Source organism: Sphingobacterium kitahiroshimense (assembly GCF_025961315.1).
Taxonomy (GTDB): Bacteria; Bacteroidota; Bacteroidia; order Sphingobacteriales; family Sphingobacteriaceae; genus Sphingobacterium; species Sphingobacterium anhuiense.
On record NZ_JAOQNK010000001.1, the window covers coordinates 2,382,800 to 2,400,262 of the forward strand.

General features: G+C 35.3%; 12 protein-coding genes. 4 read left to right on the plus strand and 8 right to left on the minus strand.

Annotation, left to right across the window (positions count from 1 at the left end; genetic code table 11):
* The first annotated feature begins 190 nt into the window (after window positions 1-190).
* The 3 genes from M2265_RS10775 (at window position 191) to odhB (ending at window position 5,659) form a co-directional block, all read left to right on the plus strand.
* A complete protein-coding gene (locus M2265_RS10775) occupies window positions 191-1,450 on the plus strand; it encodes a deoxyribodipyrimidine photo-lyase (RefSeq protein ID WP_132771995.1) in 1,260 nt (419 codons plus the stop codon).
* Between the two features lie 172 nt (window positions 1,451-1,622).
* Window positions 1,623-4,361: a 2-oxoglutarate dehydrogenase E1 component gene (locus tag M2265_RS10780; RefSeq protein WP_132771996.1), complete on the plus strand. Its 2,739-nt coding sequence runs from the start codon at window positions 1,623-1,625 to the stop codon at window positions 4,359-4,361.
* A 65-nt stretch (window positions 4,362-4,426) separates the two neighbouring features.
* Window positions 4,427-5,659 carry a 2-oxoglutarate dehydrogenase complex dihydrolipoyllysine-residue succinyltransferase gene (odhB, locus tag M2265_RS10785; protein ID WP_132771997.1) on the plus strand — a complete coding sequence of 411 codons (1,233 nt, stop codon included), beginning with the start codon at window positions 4,427-4,429 and terminating at the stop codon, window positions 5,657-5,659.
* Between the two features lie 107 nt (window positions 5,660-5,766).
* On the opposite strand, the gene M2265_RS10790 is transcribed toward odhB, so the two are convergent.
* Entirely contained in the window at window positions 5,767-6,186 is a 420-nt protein-coding gene (locus M2265_RS10790) for a SufE family protein (RefSeq protein ID WP_132771998.1), read from the minus strand.
* 16 nt (window positions 6,187-6,202) lie between these two features.
* Window positions 6,203-7,441: a cysteine desulfurase gene (locus tag M2265_RS10795; protein WP_206368643.1), complete on the minus strand. Its 1,239-nt coding sequence runs from the start codon at window positions 7,439-7,441 to the stop codon at window positions 6,203-6,205.
* A 182-nt stretch (window positions 7,442-7,623) separates the two neighbouring features.
* Here M2265_RS10795 and M2265_RS10800 point away from each other — a divergent pair, with 182 nt between their 5' ends.
* The gene (locus M2265_RS10800; RefSeq protein ID WP_132771999.1) at window positions 7,624-8,625 is read left to right on the plus strand and encodes an acyl-ACP desaturase; all 1,002 of its coding nucleotides are present in this window, start codon (window positions 7,624-7,626) and stop codon (window positions 8,623-8,625) included.
* Between the two features lie 64 nt (window positions 8,626-8,689).
* Here M2265_RS10800 and M2265_RS10805 read toward each other — a convergent pair whose 3' ends face one another.
* The 6 genes from M2265_RS10805 to M2265_RS10830 form a co-directional block, all read right to left on the minus strand.
* Entirely contained in the window at window positions 8,690-10,222 is a 1,533-nt protein-coding gene (locus tag M2265_RS10805; protein ID WP_132772000.1) for a peptide MFS transporter, read from the minus strand.
* Window positions 10,223-10,274: 52 nt separating this feature from the next.
* The gene (locus tag M2265_RS10810) at window positions 10,275-12,041 is read right to left on the minus strand and encodes a peptide MFS transporter (protein WP_021189744.1); all 1,767 of its coding nucleotides are present in this window, start codon (window positions 12,039-12,041) and stop codon (window positions 10,275-10,277) included.
* Window positions 12,042-12,223: 182 nt separating this feature from the next.
* Window positions 12,224-13,816, minus strand: coding sequence for a peptide MFS transporter (locus tag M2265_RS10815; protein ID WP_132772001.1), 1,593 nt, complete (start codon window positions 13,814-13,816; stop codon window positions 12,224-12,226).
* A gap of 61 nt (window positions 13,817-13,877) precedes the next feature.
* The gene (locus tag M2265_RS10820) at window positions 13,878-15,461 is read right to left on the minus strand and encodes a peptide MFS transporter (protein ID WP_132772002.1); all 1,584 of its coding nucleotides are present in this window, start codon (window positions 15,459-15,461) and stop codon (window positions 13,878-13,880) included.
* A 345-nt stretch (window positions 15,462-15,806) separates the two neighbouring features.
* Window positions 15,807-16,694 (minus strand): sugar phosphate isomerase/epimerase family protein, encoded by an 888-nt coding sequence (locus tag M2265_RS10825; protein ID WP_132772003.1) that lies wholly within the window; start codon window positions 16,692-16,694, stop codon window positions 15,807-15,809.
* A 31-nt stretch (window positions 16,695-16,725) separates the two neighbouring features.
* The gene (locus tag M2265_RS10830; protein ID WP_132772004.1) at window positions 16,726-17,454 is read right to left on the minus strand and encodes a (Fe-S)-binding protein; all 729 of its coding nucleotides are present in this window, start codon (window positions 17,452-17,454) and stop codon (window positions 16,726-16,728) included.
* Between the last annotated feature and the right edge of the window lie 9 nt (window positions 17,455-17,463).

Below are 17,463 nucleotides of genomic sequence, written 5' to 3' on the forward strand. Positions count from 1 at the left end.
AATTTCTTTAATTAGAGATTAAACAAATAAAAAACACTAAGGTTTAATCACCACCATTTTTTTACACTTACAATTATTGTCCTTTTATTGTCAATATGTAAATAATGTCCATAAAACAAACAATAACCTTATATATTTGTACTTCCTATAAGCTTTTTCGAGGAAAATAATACAAAAAAATTATATCTGTATGGAAAAAAGGGCCGCGTTGATCTGGTTTAGAAATGATTTGAGGCTTCATGACAATGAAGTGTTTTTAGAAGCATCCTCAAAAAGTTCCTTTATCATCCCTATCTTTTGTTTTGATCCCAGATATTATGCTAAAAACCAATACGACTTCTTAAATACAAATGTTATAAGAGCTGCTTTCCAACTAGAAACAGTTAAAGCCCTGAAAGAAAAATTACAATCCTTAGGAAGTGATCTGATTACTTTTGTCGGCTATCCTGAAGATATTATTCCTCGCATTGCACAAAAATATGAGGTCGATGAAGTATATCATCATCGTGAAGTTGCTAACAGAGAAACTACAATATCCGAAAAAGTAGAAGAAGAACTCTGGAAAAGTAAAATTAATTTAAAGCATATCATCGGTCACACCCTCTACCATAAAGAAGATTTACCTTTTCCAATCCGTGATATTCCAAATTCATTTGCAACATTCAAAAAGAAAATAGAGCGGGAAAGTTTTGTAAGAAGATCAGCAGATTACCCTACTAATTTTGTAACAGCCCCTCATCTCGAGAAAACAGCTCTACCTACTTTGGAAGAGTTAGGTTATAGCAAAGAAGAAATACGACTTGTTAAAAACAAATTCATTGAAGGTGGAGAAGATCTAGCACTTGAAATGATGCAGGCTGTACTGGATGATCCTAGAGGGTCAGAACATGACTATACATTACTATCTCCTTTTATAGCACTGGGCTCATTATCGCCGATAAACCTGTATCATGAAATTAAGAAAAGGGAAAACGGTAAGAAAAATAAACGTTTTGACAAAATTATAGATATGTTACTCTGGAGAGACTATTTCAGATTCATGTTAAAAAAATATCCAAATGTTTTCTTTAAGGAGAAAGGATTTAAAAAAGAGCAAATAATGAGTAAAAATGATCAATTACTCTTTGATAAATGGAGATTTGGAGAAACAGAAAATGATTTTGTTAATCAAAGCATGATCTTACTCCAAAAAACAGGATACCTCCCTTACTTTGCGAGAATTATTGTATCGAGCTTTCTTGTGCAAGAATATAATATCAATTGGCTAAAAGGCGCATATTGGTTTGAACAAAATATATTCGACTACAGTCCCGCAACCAACTATGGCAATTGGTCGCATATAGCAGGGGTCGGCACAAGTGAAAAAGATAATACACCAATAGATTGGCAAAAGTTAATTAATACACATTATCCAAAAGGAATTCAAGAACCAGAGGATTATTGGGGTTAATAACAAAATGGCTTATTTGAATAATTAAATCGCAAATCATCATATAGAGTCAAATTTTTATTCACGATAAAAACAAGATTAAAAATGAAATTCGTTACTAAAATAATCAATCACAGTACCTAAAACTCTATTTTTATTCCTAACTTTGACACATTCATATTTTTTCAAATAGATGGACAAACTTACATATTTGAGTAACGCTGATTCGAGCTATATCGACGGCTTATATCAAGCGTACAAACAAGATCCAGAATCCGTAGATTTTGGATGGCAAAAATTTTTTGAAGGTTTTGACTTTGGTCAAAATGCTGGCGAAAGTGTTGGTGTTTCTGGAGATGCAACACCAGATCATGTTTTAAAAGAGATTAATGTCTTGAACATGATTAATGGCTACAGAGACCGTGGTCATTTATTTACGCAAACAAATCCGGTACGTGAACGTCGCAAATATTATCCTGGAAAAGAATTAGAGACATTTGGTCTTTCTGAAGCTGACATGAGCACAATCTTTAATGCTGGTGTAGAAGTTGGCTTAGGTCCTGCCAAATTAAAAGATATTAGACAATTAATTGAAGATACTTATTGTCGCTCAATTGGTGCAGAATTCAAATACATCCGTAACCCGGAAAAAATTAAATGGTTACAAGATCGTATGGAGGCTGATCGTAACAAGCCTACCTATTCTTTAGACATCAAAAAAAGAATCTTAGACAAATTAAACCATGCAGTTGCTTTTGAAAGTTTCTTAGGAACAAAATTCTTAGGTCAAAAACGTTTCTCTTTAGAAGGTGCAGAAAGCTTAATTCCAGCTTTAGATGCTGTTATCGAAAAAGGATCTGAATTAGGTATCCAAGAATTTGTAATCGGAATGGCTCACCGTGGCCGTTTAAATGTATTAACAAATATCATGGGTAAACCTTACAAAACTGTTTTTTCAGAATTTGAAGGTAAAACTTATGCCGAAGACCCTGAAATTAACTTTGGTGGTGACGTAAAATATCACTTAGGCTATTCAACAGATGTTAAAACAGATGATGGTAAAACAATCCATTTGAGTTTAGCTCCAAACCCTTCTCACTTAGAAACCGTAGATCCAATTGTTGAAGGTTTAGTTCGTTCAAAAATTGACATGAAATATGAAGGCGATTCATCTAAAATCGCTCCTATTGCTATTCATGGGGATGCTGCTATCGCTGGTCAAGGTGTTGTATATGAAGTAACACAGATGTCCAAATTGGATGGTTATAAAACAGGTGGTACAATCCACATTGTCATTAACAACCAAATTGGTTTCACAACAAATTATAAAGACGCCCGTTCTGGTACATACTGTACAGATGTTGCAAAAATTACTTCTTCACCTGTGTTCCACGTGAATGGTGATGATGCTGAAGCTTTAGTATATGCCATTAAATTGGCAGTGGAATACCGTCAAAAATATAAAACTGACGTTTTCATTGATTTATTATGTTACAGAAGATTTGGTCATAATGAGGCTGATGAACCTAAGTTTACGCAACCATTACTGTACAAATTGATCGAAAAACATCCGAATCCAAAGGAAGTTTATGCTAAAAAATTAATCGAAGAAGGTAGTATAGATGAAGCTTATTCTAAAAAAATAGAAAAAGACTTCAAAGCAATTCTACAAGAGAAATTAGAAGAATCAAAAGAAGTTGTTAACTTAACAGAAGAAACTCCAATGTTCTCAGGCGCTTGGAAAGGTCTTCGTCCTGCTAAAAAAGGTGAATCTTTCAAACCTGTAAAAACCAATGTATCGGATAAAACATTCTTACAGTTAGCAAAAGAAATTACAACACTTCCTAAAGATAAAAGCTTCTTCCGTAAAATCTCTCGCTTATTCGAAGATCGTGCAAAGATGATTGAAAAAGATTCTTACGATTGGGCAATGGGCGAATTAATGGCTTATGCTACATTATTAAATGAAGGAAGCCGCGTACGTATTTCTGGTCAAGATGTACAGCGTGGTACATTCTCTCACAGACATGCTGTATTAACATTAGAAAATTCAGAAGAAACTTACACACCATTAGCAAATATCAATGGTGGAGATAAATTCTCAATTTACAACTCCCTACTTTCTGAGTATGCAGTATTAGGTTTCGAATATGGTTATGCTTCAGCAAACCCACATGCATTAACAATTTGGGAAGCACAATTTGGAGATTTCTACAATGGTGCACAGATTATTGTGGATCAGTATTTATCATCTGCAGAAACGAAATGGAAACGTTCTAATGGTTTAGTAATGTTATTACCTCACGGTATGGAAGGGCAAGGTCCTGAGCACTCTTCGGCTCGTATCGAAAGATTCTTAGAGCTTTGTGCGGACGAAAACTTGATCTTAGCAAACTGTACAACACCTGCAAACTACTTCCATTTATTACGCCGTCAACAAGTTCGTGAATTCCGCAAACCATTAGTAGCGTTTACTCCAAAATCGTTGTTGCGCCATCCCAAAGTTGTTTCTTCATTGAAAGATTTCACGACCAGCACTTTCCAAGAGGTAATTGACGATGCAAATGTAAATGCAAAAGATGTAAAACGTGTGTTGTTCTGCTCTGGTAAAGTATACTTCGATTTATTAGAAAAACAAGAAGCTGATAAACGTAAAGATATTGCAATTGTGAGGTTAGAACAATTATTCCCTATTCCTGAGGAACAATTGAAAGCTATCCGTAAAAAATACAACAAAGCAAAAGAATTTATTTGGGTTCAAGAAGAAAACGAAAACATGGGAGCTTGGTCTTACTACTGTCGTAAACTAATGAATACTGAAATTGCATTCACTGGATTTGTAGCACGTAAGGAAAGCGGTAGTACTGCTACTGGTTATATGAAACAGCACGTAGCACAACAAGCTAGCATTTTAAATAAATCATTCGAATAAAAACAATTTTTATCCAATTGCGTCTTTTATCAAAAAGACGCAATTGTCTGTAAAGAACATTATATATGAGCTTAGAAATTAAAGTACCAACCGTAGGTGAATCCATTACTGAGGTAACCTTGTCACAATGGTTGAAACAAGATGGCGATTACGTCGAAATGGACGAAAACATCGCTGAATTGGAATCTGATAAAGCAACTTTTGAATTACCAGCAGAAAAAGCAGGTATTTTAAGAATCATTGCTCAAGAAGGTGATACTTTAGAAATTGGTGCTGTAGTATGTACTATCGAAGAAGGTGGTTCTCCTGCTGGTGATGCAAAACCTGCAGCTGCTGTTTCTGAAGAAAAAGCTAGCACTCCTGCTGCAACAGCTAATGTTGCTGATGAGAATCCTGATTCTTATGCTGCTGGAACTGCTTCTCCTGCTGCCGCTAAAATTTTAAGAGAAAAAGGAATTGATCCTGCTACTATTAAGGGTACAGGTAAAGAAGGCCGTATTACAAAAGAAGATGCTGAAAAAGCACAAGTAGCTCCTAAAGCAGCTGCTCCTGCTAAAGAAGCACCAAAGGCTACTGCTCCAGTTGCTGTAGCTGGTTCACGTAACGAACGTCGTGAGAAAATGACTTCATTGCGTAAAACAATTGCGAAACGCTTAGTTTCTGTTAAAAATGAAACAGCAATGTTAACAACTTTCAATGAAGTTAACATGCAACCGATCATGGATCTACGTGCTAAATACAAAGATACCTTCAAAGAAAAGCATGGTGTAGGTCTAGGCTTCATGTCATTCTTCACTAAGGCTGTTACAACAGCATTAAAAGAATGGCCTGCAGTAAACGCTAGAATTGAAGAAAATGAATTAGTATATTCCGATTTTGCAGATATTTCAATCGCAGTTTCTGCTCCGAAAGGATTAGTAGTTCCTGTTCTTAGAAACGCAGAGTCAATGTCATTACATGAAATCGAAAAAGGAATTGGCGCATTAGCTGTAAAAGCACGTGACAACAAATTAACGATCGACGAAATGACTGGTGGTACATTTACAATTACGAACGGTGGTGTATTTGGTTCAATGATGTCAACTCCGATTATCAATGCTCCACAATCTGCTATCCTAGGTATGCACAACATCATCCAACGTCCAGTTGCAGAGAATGGTCAAGTCGTTATCCGTCCAATGATGTATATCGCACTTTCATATGATCACCGCGTGATTGATGGTCGTGAGTCTGTAAGCTTCTTAGTACGTGTAAAACAGTTATTAGAAGATCCTGCTCGTTTGTTATTAGAAGTTTAATAACAAATAAAAGCTATTAAATAGAAAATCCCGATGAGAATTATTCTCCTCGGGATTTTTTTATTTAATAAAACTTAAACCCTTAACTTAATAGTGTTCTAATTTATTTATGCTCTCGCCCGCAAAGCCAAGGCGTACAATTTCATTTGTTTCACCATGGATAGCAATCCATTGGCACGAGTCGGCGAAAGATGTTCATGAAGACCGATCTGATTAATAAAATATAAATCAGCATCCACAATTTCTTTTGCTGTATGACCAGACAAAACCTTTACCATCAAACTCACCAAGCCTTTTGTAATGATTGCATCACTATCAGCAGTGAAATACACTTTTCCATCTTTCACTTCAGGAAATAACCAAACTTTCGATTGGCATCCTTTAATGATGTAATCATCTTTTTTATGTTCTTCACTTATTAATGGAACTTCCTTTCCTAATTGAATGATATATTCATATTTTTCCATCCAATCTGTAAAAAAAGAAAAATCCTCAATTAACTCATCTTGTATTTCGTTAATAGTCATTACTATTTATATTTTTTTAAACTAACATATTTGCAGCCCTCTTTAGACCTGCAACTAAAGTATCCACCTCTTGTTTCGTATTGTACAAGGCAAATGAAGCCCTTATTGTACCTGGAATACCGAATTTGTCCATAACCGGCTGTGCACAATGATGCCCTGTACGAACTGCAATTCCTAACTTATCTAAAATAACCCCAACATCATAAGGGTGAGTACCATCAATCAGAAAAGAGATTACCGAACTCTTGTGAGCCGCTGTACCAATAAAACGGATTCCTGGTACAGTTTCCAATTGCTCTTGTGCGTAAGTCAATAATTCTTCCTCATAAGAAGCAATCTCATCAATACCGATAGCATTAATGTACTCGATAGCAGCATTTAAACAAATACCTGCTTCAATATTTGGTGTCCCCGCCTCAAACTTAAATGGTAATTCATTATACGTTGTCTTCTCAAAAGTCACTTCTTTAATCATATCTCCCCCACCCTGGTAAGGAGGGATAGCATTCAAAGCATCCTCTTTTCCATATAAAACTCCAATACCCGTAGGGCCATACATTTTATGTCCAGAAAAAGCAAGAAAATCGACATCTAGATCTTGTACATCAATTTTTATATGTTGAATAGCTTGAGCTGCATCTAATAAAACAGGAACATGATGTTCATGTGCTATAGCAATCATCTCTTTAATAGGATTGATCGTACCTAATGAATTTGAAACATAAGTAAAAGAAGCAATCTTAGTTTTTTCAGAGAACAACCCTTTATAAGCTTCGATATCCAGTTCCCCCTGCTCATTCATAGGAATAACTTTTAAAATAGCACCTTTCTCTTCACAGATCATCTGCCAAGGAACTATGTTCGAATGATGCTCCATTGCAGAAATAATGATCTCATCACCAGAACCAATATTCGCTTTACCAAAACAAGTCGCAATTATATTAATACTATGGGTAGTACCTGTAGTGATAATGATTTCATGCTCATGCTTAGCATTTATAAAAGACTGAATATTCCTTCTAGTCACTTCAAAAGCGTCCGTGGAAATTTGACTTAAATAATGAACTCCTCGGTGAACATTACTATTCATATCTGAATAATAATGAGTTATTGCATCAATAACAGACTGCGGCTTTTGAGTCGTCGCTCCATTATCTAAATAAACTAAAGGCTTTCCATTGACTTCCCTTTTAAGTATTGGAAAGTCTGCTCTTATCTTACTTACATCGAAATCTTTCAATTTGTTTTGCTCCATGATATGAGCAAAGTTAACAGTATTTTAGCGAAAAAATGTCTTCGCTATCTACTTTTTAAATATAGCGATACATTTGTCCCAATTTTTTAATCCACCTCTATACTTGATTTTTATCACATAAACGTATAATCTTTTTTCTAATACAATCAATATTGAACCTATTTAATTATCTTTGTATTGATATGCAAGAATTACCTCTAAATTTACCCGAAGGCTCACGAAAAGAAGTTATGAGCTATTTGGAACCGTTCATGCTTAACGAGATGAGCGATTATTTAAAGCCTGTAGACGAAATGTGGCAACCTGCAGATTTTCTACCAGATGCTTCTAGAGATACATTTTTTGAAGAAATTAGAGATTTACAAGAGAGTGCAAGAGAACTTCCATATGATTTAGTTGCTGTATTAGTTGGTGATACGATTACAGAAGAAGCGTTACCTACATACGAATCGTGGTTAACCATGGTTGAGGATGTAGAGAAAAATGAACAAGGTGGCTGGATGAGATGGGTACGTGCTTGGACTGCTGAAGAAAATCGTCATGGTGACCTTCTGAACAAGTATCTATATTTATCAGGAAGAATTGATATGCGTCAATTCGAGATCTCAACACAATATTTAATAAAAGATGGTTTTGATATTGGTACCGGGGCAGACCCTTACCGTAACTTTATTTACACATCTTTCCAAGAATTAGCAACCAATGTTTCTCACCGCCGCGTCGCAGGTCTCTCCAAAAAGAGCGGTGATAAATTATTAGCAAAAATGTGCGGTGTTATTGCTTCAGATGAAGCACGTCATGCAAAAGCATATATGTCATTTATATCACATGCATTAGTCGTTGACCCTAGTGAAGTAATGATTGCTTTTGAAGATATGATGCGTAAGAAAATTGTTATGCCTGCTCAATTCTTAAGAGAGTCTGGAGAACCACAAGGGGAAGCATTTGCGCACTTTTCTGATGCAGCACAACGTCTCAATATCTATACAGCAATTGATTATGTTGATATATTAAAAGAATTAAATGCTGATTGGAAAATCGATCAAGTGACCGGTTTAAATGAAAAAGGAGAAAAAGCGAGAGATTATCTAATGAGACTACCAGATCGCTTACTTAGATTAGCAGACAGAATGAAGGTTCCAGAAACGGAATATAAGTTTAAATGGATCTACGATCAGAAATAATAAAAAAGCTCGATAATTAATTATCGAGCTTTTTTATTATTTCACAAAATTATGGAGAAGTGGATTATTTCACTCCCCCCATTAATTTCTTCACCAATGGTGATAAAGCAATTAAAACCACCCCGGCTATTAAAGAATAAACACCCAGTTGCTTATAACTATCCGTATAAGTGATTAATTTATCCGCCAAAGAATCACCTTCTCGAGCTTCAGCCATACTAGCTCCTATTAAACCCGCTACATATTGACCATAAGCACTTGCTAAAAACCACATCCCCATCATAATGCCCTGCAGCTTCCCTGGCGACAGTTTAGTCATAATAGACAAACCAATAGGCGATAAACATAATTCACCAACAGTGATCACTAAAAGCGCTAAAGTAAAGATATCTAAAGATGCGATTCCATCCTGCGCAAAAAATTTAGTTCCAAATAATACGTAATAACCTAAACCTAGAAAAATAAATCCTAAACCAAATTTAATAATGGTATTCGGTTCCATCTTTCTTTTTGACAGCCAAATCCATAATAGTCCAAAAATTGGAGCCAAAATAATAATGAAAAATGCTCCTCCCGAATTATTAACGCCATTAGGATCTAAATGAAATAATCCACCTAACATGGAGTCATTCAAATTCTTCGCTGCAAAAATGCTCAATGAACCACCACTCTGTTCGTAAATTCCCCAAAAAATGATAGAAAATAAAATAAAGACCAAAGCAGCAATCAATTTATTTCTTTCGACCTTATTCAGTTTTGTCATTTCATAGAACAAGTATATCAATGTCAATGGACCGATTAGGTACATAAAAATATCCGTATACTCCGTTTTAGAAACCATCACCTGCACTAACGGTATTAATAATAAAGTCGCTAGATAAACAGCATATTCTGCCCACTTAGGTAATGCCTTAACTTTAACAATAGCATCTGGATGTCCTGGCTTTAAACCGATAGGTCCTAAGTGAAACTTGGTAAAATGAAAATTAATGAGACTGATCAGCATACCGATAGCAGCTAGACCAAAAGCAACATTCCACCGATGTGCTTCATCAATTACTGAAGCTAGCATATACCCCTTTCCAATTGCAACACAAATGTACCCACCTAGGAATGCACCTAAGTTAATCCCAGCATAGAATAATGAAAATCCCGCATCTCTTCGATTATCATCCGAGCGATATAATTCACCCACCATTGTTGAAATATTTGGCTTAAAAAAACCCGTCCCGATAATGATAAATGCTAATCCGAAGAAGAAAAATTGATGTGGATCTGTTGCTAATAATGCACTACCTACAATCATCAAAGTACCACCCCAAAAAAGGGATTTTCTAAATCCTAATATTTTATCAGCAAATAAACCACCGATAAAAGTAAAAGCATATACAAAAGCCTGAGTCGCTCCGTATTGCAAATTTGCTTCCTTTTCTGCAAAATTAAGCTGCGTGATCATAAAGAAAACCAGCATACCCCGCATACCGTAAAAGCAAAAGCGTTCCCACATTTCCGAGAAAAATAAACTCCAAATCTGCTTTGGATATTTTCCTTCAAAATGTTGAACCTGTTCTAATGTTTGTTGTCCTTGTTTTGACATTTCGATTATTATTAAAAAGAGCTTCCTTTTTAGGAAGCTCTATCAGATTTCATTATTTAACGCCGTGCATCAATTTTTTAATAATAGGATTAAATACCATTACTAACAAACCTGCTGCTGCTGGAATAGCAGTAAACAAAAAGAAGAAGTGACTTAAGGAGTATTCCTGCTGAATAGTCTCAACTTGTCCACCTAATACGGCGGCAACTTTTTGCGCAATCGCAATAGCTAAATACCAGATACCAAACATAAAAGCCAGCATACGGCCTGGTACAAGTTTCGAAACATAAGAAAGACCTACCGGAGAGATAAATAACTCACCCAAAGTGTGGAATAAATAAGTAAGAATTAGAAAAATCATGGAAATTTTAACACCCTCACCAATTCCCCATGAGCCTAAACCAATGACCAAAAATCCAATCGCTACTAAAATTAAACCGTAACCATATTTCATCGCGGCAGAAGGATTATACTTAGACTCCCATAGTTTAGAAACCGTTGAAGCTAAAGCAATAATAAAAAAGGAATTTAATGTTGAGAACCAAGAAACAGTAATCTCCGAAGCTTCTTTAGAAAACTCATTTTTCAACATCCAGATTGCTGCACCCCAAATAAGTACAAAACAAATAATCAAAATGATATTAGATAAAGCAATTTTATTCCATGTCGCTTTTGCTAACTTGATTAATACCCAAGATATAAGTCCCAAAGGAACAATCGTTAATAACGCATTTACAATATTAAAAGTAGTCAAAGCAGCACCAGTTAAACTTCTATCGATATAATCCCGAGCAACTATAACCAATGAAGTAGCTCCCTGCTCAAAACTCATAAAGAAGAATATTAAAAAGAATGCTAGAAATACCACAGCTATCATTCTATCCCTTACAACTTTATCATATCGTCCTATACGAGATGCAATTAAATAGATGAAAAGAACTAAAGCAATAAAGATCATCAGGTATTGACCTCTCAGGAATGGTAAGTCCAATGCACTAAACATATCTATAATACCATTTTTAGACAATGGATCATTAAAAGCATATAAAAATCCTATGATCGAGATAATAGCTATTAAGATGTAATCAAGAGAAGTAAAAGGATTTCTTTTGTCAGCATCTTCTAACAATTTATCTTCAGCACTTAAGTCTTTCGCTTTACCTAATATCCCTAGATTACCCATTAAAGGTTTAGCAAACACAAATTGTAATGTCCCTAAAAGCATAAAAATTCCGGCTAAACCAAATCCCCAGTGCCATCCTTGTGTTTCAGCAATATAACCACAAAGCATCATACCAAAAAATGCCCCTGCATTGACCCCCATATAAAAGATCGTGTAAGCGCCATCTTTCTTTTCAGGTAGATCTTTATACATTTCACCTAATATAGATGGCATATTAGGCTTAAAGAAACCTGTACCGATCACTAAACATGCTAAACCAATAAAAAACATCATCTGTGTATCAAATGCCATTGAAGCATGACCGATTGTCATGATGATAGATCCAATAATTACAGCTTTACGTGATCCAATATATTTGTCGGCAATAATACCACCCAAAATTGGAGTTAAATACAGCATCATCGCATATGTACCGTATAATGCTCCGGCTTGTTCTGCACTCCATGCCCAGCCTCCTTTTAGAACTGCAGCAGTCAAAAACTGGATCAACAATACCCGCATACCGTAGAACGAAAATCGTTCCCACATTTCGGTAAAGAATAGGACAAATAATCCCGATCGTTGTCCTAAAACATTTGATTTATAAAAATCAGAAGTCGTCCCTCCTGAAAATGAAGCCTTAGATGCTTGACTCATATCAATAATTTAAATCTATTTATGCGTATTAAAAAAATGTATTAACAGTCTACAAAGAAACAAAAAACAATCGCATTTTTTACTGAATAATTGTATTATCTCTATTATAAGGCATCATTTAAAAACAAAAAGAGACGTCTCTACCGAAACGCCTCTTCTAAATATTATATAATGAGCACAGATTAATTGATACCGTGCATCATTTTCTTTAACACTGGGTTTAGAATTAATAAAATTAAAGCTGTAGCTGCTGGAACAATGGCAAAAATCATAAAGAAGTATGACATAGAATGTTCAGCAGTAATTTTATCAATATATGATCCTAAGTAACCACCTATAAAATTAGCGATTGCAGATGCACAGAACCAAAATCCAAACAATAGACCTAATAATTTCTTAGGAGATAACTTACTTACATAAGATAGACCAACTGGCGATAAGCATAATTCTCCTGTAGAGTGAAAGAAATAAGCAATAATCAACCAGATCATACTCACAGTTGCAGTCTTAGCTCCTTGAGGTATTTCACTTGCGCCGTAAGCTAAAGCGGCAAAACCGACACCTACCAAAGCAAGTCCTAAAGCAAATTTCACTGGACCTGATGGATTCCAGACCTTTTCCCAAAACTTACTAAATGAATTTGCTAATGAAATGATAAAAAAAGCATTTAAGATTTGGAACCATGAAGCAGCTACTTCTGTTTCTGTAGCGCCAAATTCTCTAAAAACTTTCCATAAACCTAAACACCAGATAACTGCAAATGAAATTCCTGTAAATATAATAGTTAATGGGTATTGCTTATAGATACGTTTTGCTAATGCAAACAAGACAACACTAACAATAACCATTGGTGCAATGGTTAAAATGGTATCTATCCATTTAAAAGTAGTAGCTGTGTTTCCCGAAAGAACACGTTGTGTATAATCTTTAGCAAAAATAGACATTGATCCTCCTGCCTGCTCAAATGCTAAGAAGAAAACGATACTTGCAATCATTAATACCGCAATCACAATCAAACGGTCCCTTACCACATTTGGAGGAATCACTTCCTCAGGTTCTTCTTCGTGATTTTTTATCTTTTCATCATGAAAAGCTTTGGTAGCTTTTGGAGACTCACCAATGACACCAAAAATCTTCTGGGCAAAGTAGAATTGCAACATTCCAAAAAACATAAAAACACCAGCTAAACCAAATCCGTAGTGCCAGCCAACCTTCTCTCCAATATAACCACAAAGTAACATACCAAGAAAAGATCCCGCATTAATACCCATATAGAATATCGTGTATCCCGCATCTTTCTTAGCACTAGCATCTGGATAAAGATTTCCAACCATGGAGGAAATATTTGGTTTGAACATACCATTACCAAGAATCATTAAACCAAGGCCAACGTAAAAGAAATTTTGGTTTATCCCTTCAAAAGCCATAGATAAATGGCCCATGGTCATAATCAATGCACCAATTAAAATTGCTTTTTTAAATCCAGTCAACTTATCAGCTATCATTCCACCAATTAATGGTGTCAAATAAACCAAACCAGTATAAAGTCCATAAAGCTTCATGGCTTCCTCATTACTCCATCCCCATCCTTCATCAGCAAGAGAACTGATTAAGAATAATGTCAGTAAAGCACGCATGCCATAATAACTAAAACGTTCCCACATTTCGGTAAAAAATAGGACAAATAATCCCGCAGGATGTCCAATTACCATCTTATCGTCCACACCTTGTTTTTTCAAATGGATAACAAGAGCTTCATCTCTTTCTTGATACATATAATATATTAATAGGGTTATCTAAGTTTAAAATTTTAGCAAATTAACAAAAAGTTATGGATTAATGAATACCGTGCATCATTTTCTTAATCCCCGAACTACACAAAACCAATATTAAGGCAAATATAAAAGAAACAACGGTAAACATACCAAAGAAATAAGACATAGAGTGTGTTGCCGTAATATCATCTATGTAAGAACCTATAAAACCTCCTATAAAATTGGCAATCGCATTTCCGCAATACCAGATACCAAATAGAAGACCAATGACTTTCTGAGGCGATAATTTACTTACATAAGAAAGACCAACTGGTGATAAACAGAGCTCTCCAACTGTCTGAAGAAAATAAGCCAATACCAACCAGATCATACTCACTGAAGCTGTTTTAGCCCCTTGAGGGATAGCTAAACTGCCATAGGCCAACGCTGCAAAACTTAAACCAACAATTGCTAAACCTAAAGCAAGCTTTATAGGCCCCGAAGGATTCCAAACTCTTTCCCAGATACGACTAAAAGAGGTCGCTAAAGTAATGATAAAAAACGAGTTTAGCATTGGAAACCAAGAGACAGTAACTTCAGAACTCAACGAATTGAATTCCCTAAATAATTTCCAACCGCAAAGTATCCAGATAATTAAAAATGAAAGTGCCGAACATATGACAATAAGTGGATACTTGGACCAGATCTTTTTTGCTAAAGCAAATAAAACGGCGGAAACGACGAGTATTGGAAATACCGTCAAAGCCGCATCGACCCATTTAAAAATAATCGCAGTATTTCCCTCGAGAACACGTTGAGTGTAATTCTTTGCAAAAATTGTCATTGATCCTCCAGCTTGCTCGAAAGCTAAATGAAAAATAATACTCGCAAACATAAAAATACCGATAACAATTAATCGGTCACGGGTTACATGTGCAGGTGTTTTTAACTCATTAGGATCATCTATTTCTTTTACCTGATCAACTTGTTGCAATTGGGGCGAATCGCCTATAATTCCAAATATCTTTTGAGCAAAATAAAATTGCAACATACCCAAGAACATGAAAACACCTGCTAAGCCAAAACCAAAGTGCCAACCAACTTTCTCCCCGATATAACCGCATAACATCATACCCAAAAATGCACCACCGTTGATACCCATATAAAAAATAGTGTAACCGGCATCTTTCTTACTACTAGAATCGGGATATAATTTTCCAACCATCGAAGCAATATTGGGTTTAAACATTCCATTACCTAAAATCATAAGTACTAATCCTAGAAAGAAAAAATTAGAATTTATTCCTTCCAACGCCATGGAAGCGTGACCTATGGTCATCGTTAAGGCACCAATTAAAATTGCATTTTTATATCCAAGCAGGCGATCAGCAATTACTCCTCCGATGAGCGGAGTTAAAAACACAAAACCAGTATAAAGACCATACAGCTTCATCGCTTCAGCATTCGTCCATCCCCATCCCCCACTTGAAATTTCACTAATTAAGAAAATTGTCAGCAAAGCGCGCATACCGTAATAACTGAAACGTTCCCACATTTCAGTAAAAAATAAAACAAATAAACCCGCTGGATGACCTTTTACTAAAATGTTTTCTACTTGCAGCTGATGCAAATGCTTGGCAAGAGCATCATCTTTTACCTGATTCATATTTTTGGTTTGTTTTAATATTTGTTTTTCTTTAAATAAGGAGTTGCAAAATACTAATTTAATTCAGTTGCCGTATGAACAATCGAATTTTTCATAAAACTGTTTTTGCCTTATCTTAAGCATTTAAAAGTCATACTTCAACACGCTAGCGACATGAGACAGGTACTAAATGGTCTTAAAGTAATACAATGACACGCAGTTTCTTCACAGCTTAGAAAAATAATCAATCCCACAGATAAGTCTAATAGAGATTTAAATTCAACAAAAAAAACCCTTTATTTATGCAAATGCATAAATAAAGGGTTTCAGCTATCTAAAAGTTTTGTACGCTATTATACTTAACTATTAAATTGTTGGACGTAAACGCTCCAATAATTTTTTTGAAGCAAAAATACCTGCTTCTTCACTGATATTGCTTCCTTCGTATTCGATACCGATATAACCTTTAAATTTAGCATCTTTTACTATTTTAAGCATGCGTGCGTAATCAATTTGAGTTTCATTACCATTTGCATCAAAATCATGTGTTTTAGCACTCACTCCTTTGGCATACGGCATTAGATCCTGAACACCTTGATAACGATCATACTCATAAAAATTACCCAAATCAGGTAAACTTCCACAATTCTTTTTACCTACAGTTTTTAAAGTATCTGCTAACCAATCGCCATGTGATGAAATACCACCATGATTTTCAACGATAACACTTATTTTCGATTTTTTACCATAATCAGCCAAAGTAGATAAACTTTCTACTACAGCTTTTTTAACTTCTTCTGGAGTACCTTTACCAGCGGCATTTACTCGTACTGCGTGACATCCCAAAAAGTTTGCCGCATCAATCCATTTATAGTGATTTTCAACAGCTTGTTTACGTTTAGTAGCATCTTCATCACCTAAATTACCCTCGCCATCGATCATAATTAAAACGTTACGAACACCATTGTCTTTAGCGCGATTATTAAGATCTTTCAAATACGTCATATCTTGTGCTTTATCCTTAAAAAAAGCATTCACGTATTCAACTCCATAAATTCCGAATTTTTTTGCCGCTAATTCAGGAAAATCGATATTTTTAAGATCTCCCTTAAATAATGTTTTGTGCAATGACCACTCAGCTAATGAAATATCGAACCAGTTTTTAGGTGCTGCCAGCAAATCTAAGCTCGGCATTAAGGCTACTCCGGCAGCCGTTAAACCCAAATTTTTGAGAAAATCTCTTCTTGAATTCATAATTATAGTATTTAGTTTAAGTTCTTTATTTTTAAATATTACCCCAACCAGCTGTTAAAACATCAACCAGGTGAATAGTTTTTATTGGCAATCGATATTGATCGATATATGCTTGTAACTGAAGTAAGCATGAGGCATCTGTCGAAATAATGTAATCAGCATGCATATCCATGGCATTTTTTACTTTTTGCTCTGCCATAGCAGAAGAGATTCCTTCAAATTTTACTGAAAATGTCCCACCAAAACCACAGCAAACTTCACTATCCTTTACTTCCACCATTTCTAGACCAAGGACTTTACTTAATAAATGCCGCGGTTCATCTTTGATTTTACACTCTCGTAATGCTGAACATGCATCATGATAAACAGCAATCCCCTCTAACTCAGCACCAAAATAATCCTTCTTAACGACATTTACTAAAAAATCAGAAATTTCAAATATATTTTTCTGTATCGAACGACAGTGTGACTGCTCAATAGAGCCCGTGAATAAATCATTGTAACTATGCTTCACCATTCCGGTACATGATGCAGATGGCGAAACTATATAATGATCTGCACTAAAATCTTTTAAAAATTTTTGCCCAACAACTGTTGCCTCATCCCAAAAACCGGCATTATAAGCAGGTTGACCACAACATGTTTGTTCTGCGTTATAAGTAACTTCACATCCTGCTTTCTCTAACAGTCGAATAGTATTAAAAGCCGTTTCCGGATACAACTGATCTATAAAGCAAGGAACAAAAAGTTCAACTTTCATATGTTAATA

Bases quoted from the DNA above. Each gene is read 5' to 3' on its own strand.
- odhB (WP_132771997.1), top strand. From the start codon at position 4,427: ATGAGCTTAGAAATTAAAGTACCAACCGTAGGTGAATCCATTACTGAG.
- M2265_RS10800 (WP_132771999.1), top strand. From the start codon at position 7,624: ATGCAAGAATTACCTCTAAATTTACCCGAAGGCTCACGAAAAGAAGTT.
- M2265_RS10830 (WP_132772004.1), bottom strand. From the start codon at position 17,454: ATGAAAGTTGAACTTTTTGTTCCTTGCTTTATAGATCAGTTGTATCCG.
- M2265_RS10815 (WP_132772001.1), bottom strand. From the start codon at position 13,816: ATGTATCAAGAAAGAGATGAAGCTCTTGTTATCCATTTGAAAAAACAA.
- M2265_RS10780 (WP_132771996.1), top strand. From the start codon at position 1,623: ATGGACAAACTTACATATTTGAGTAACGCTGATTCGAGCTATATCGAC.
- M2265_RS10790 (WP_132771998.1), bottom strand. From the start codon at position 6,186: ATGACTATTAACGAAATACAAGATGAGTTAATTGAGGATTTTTCTTTT.
- M2265_RS10820 (WP_132772002.1), bottom strand. From the start codon at position 15,461: ATGAATCAGGTAAAAGATGATGCTCTTGCCAAGCATTTGCATCAGCTG.
- M2265_RS10810 (WP_021189744.1), bottom strand. From the start codon at position 12,041: ATGAGTCAAGCATCTAAGGCTTCATTTTCAGGAGGGACGACTTCTGAT.
- M2265_RS10805 (WP_132772000.1), bottom strand. From the start codon at position 10,222: ATGTCAAAACAAGGACAACAAACATTAGAACAGGTTCAACATTTTGAA.
- M2265_RS10775 (WP_132771995.1), top strand. From the start codon at position 191: ATGGAAAAAAGGGCCGCGTTGATCTGGTTTAGAAATGATTTGAGGCTT.
- M2265_RS10795 (WP_206368643.1), bottom strand. From the start codon at position 7,441: ATGGAGCAAAACAAATTGAAAGATTTCGATGTAAGTAAGATAAGAGCA.
- M2265_RS10825 (WP_132772003.1), bottom strand. From the start codon at position 16,694: ATGAATTCAAGAAGAGATTTTCTCAAAAATTTGGGTTTAACGGCTGCC.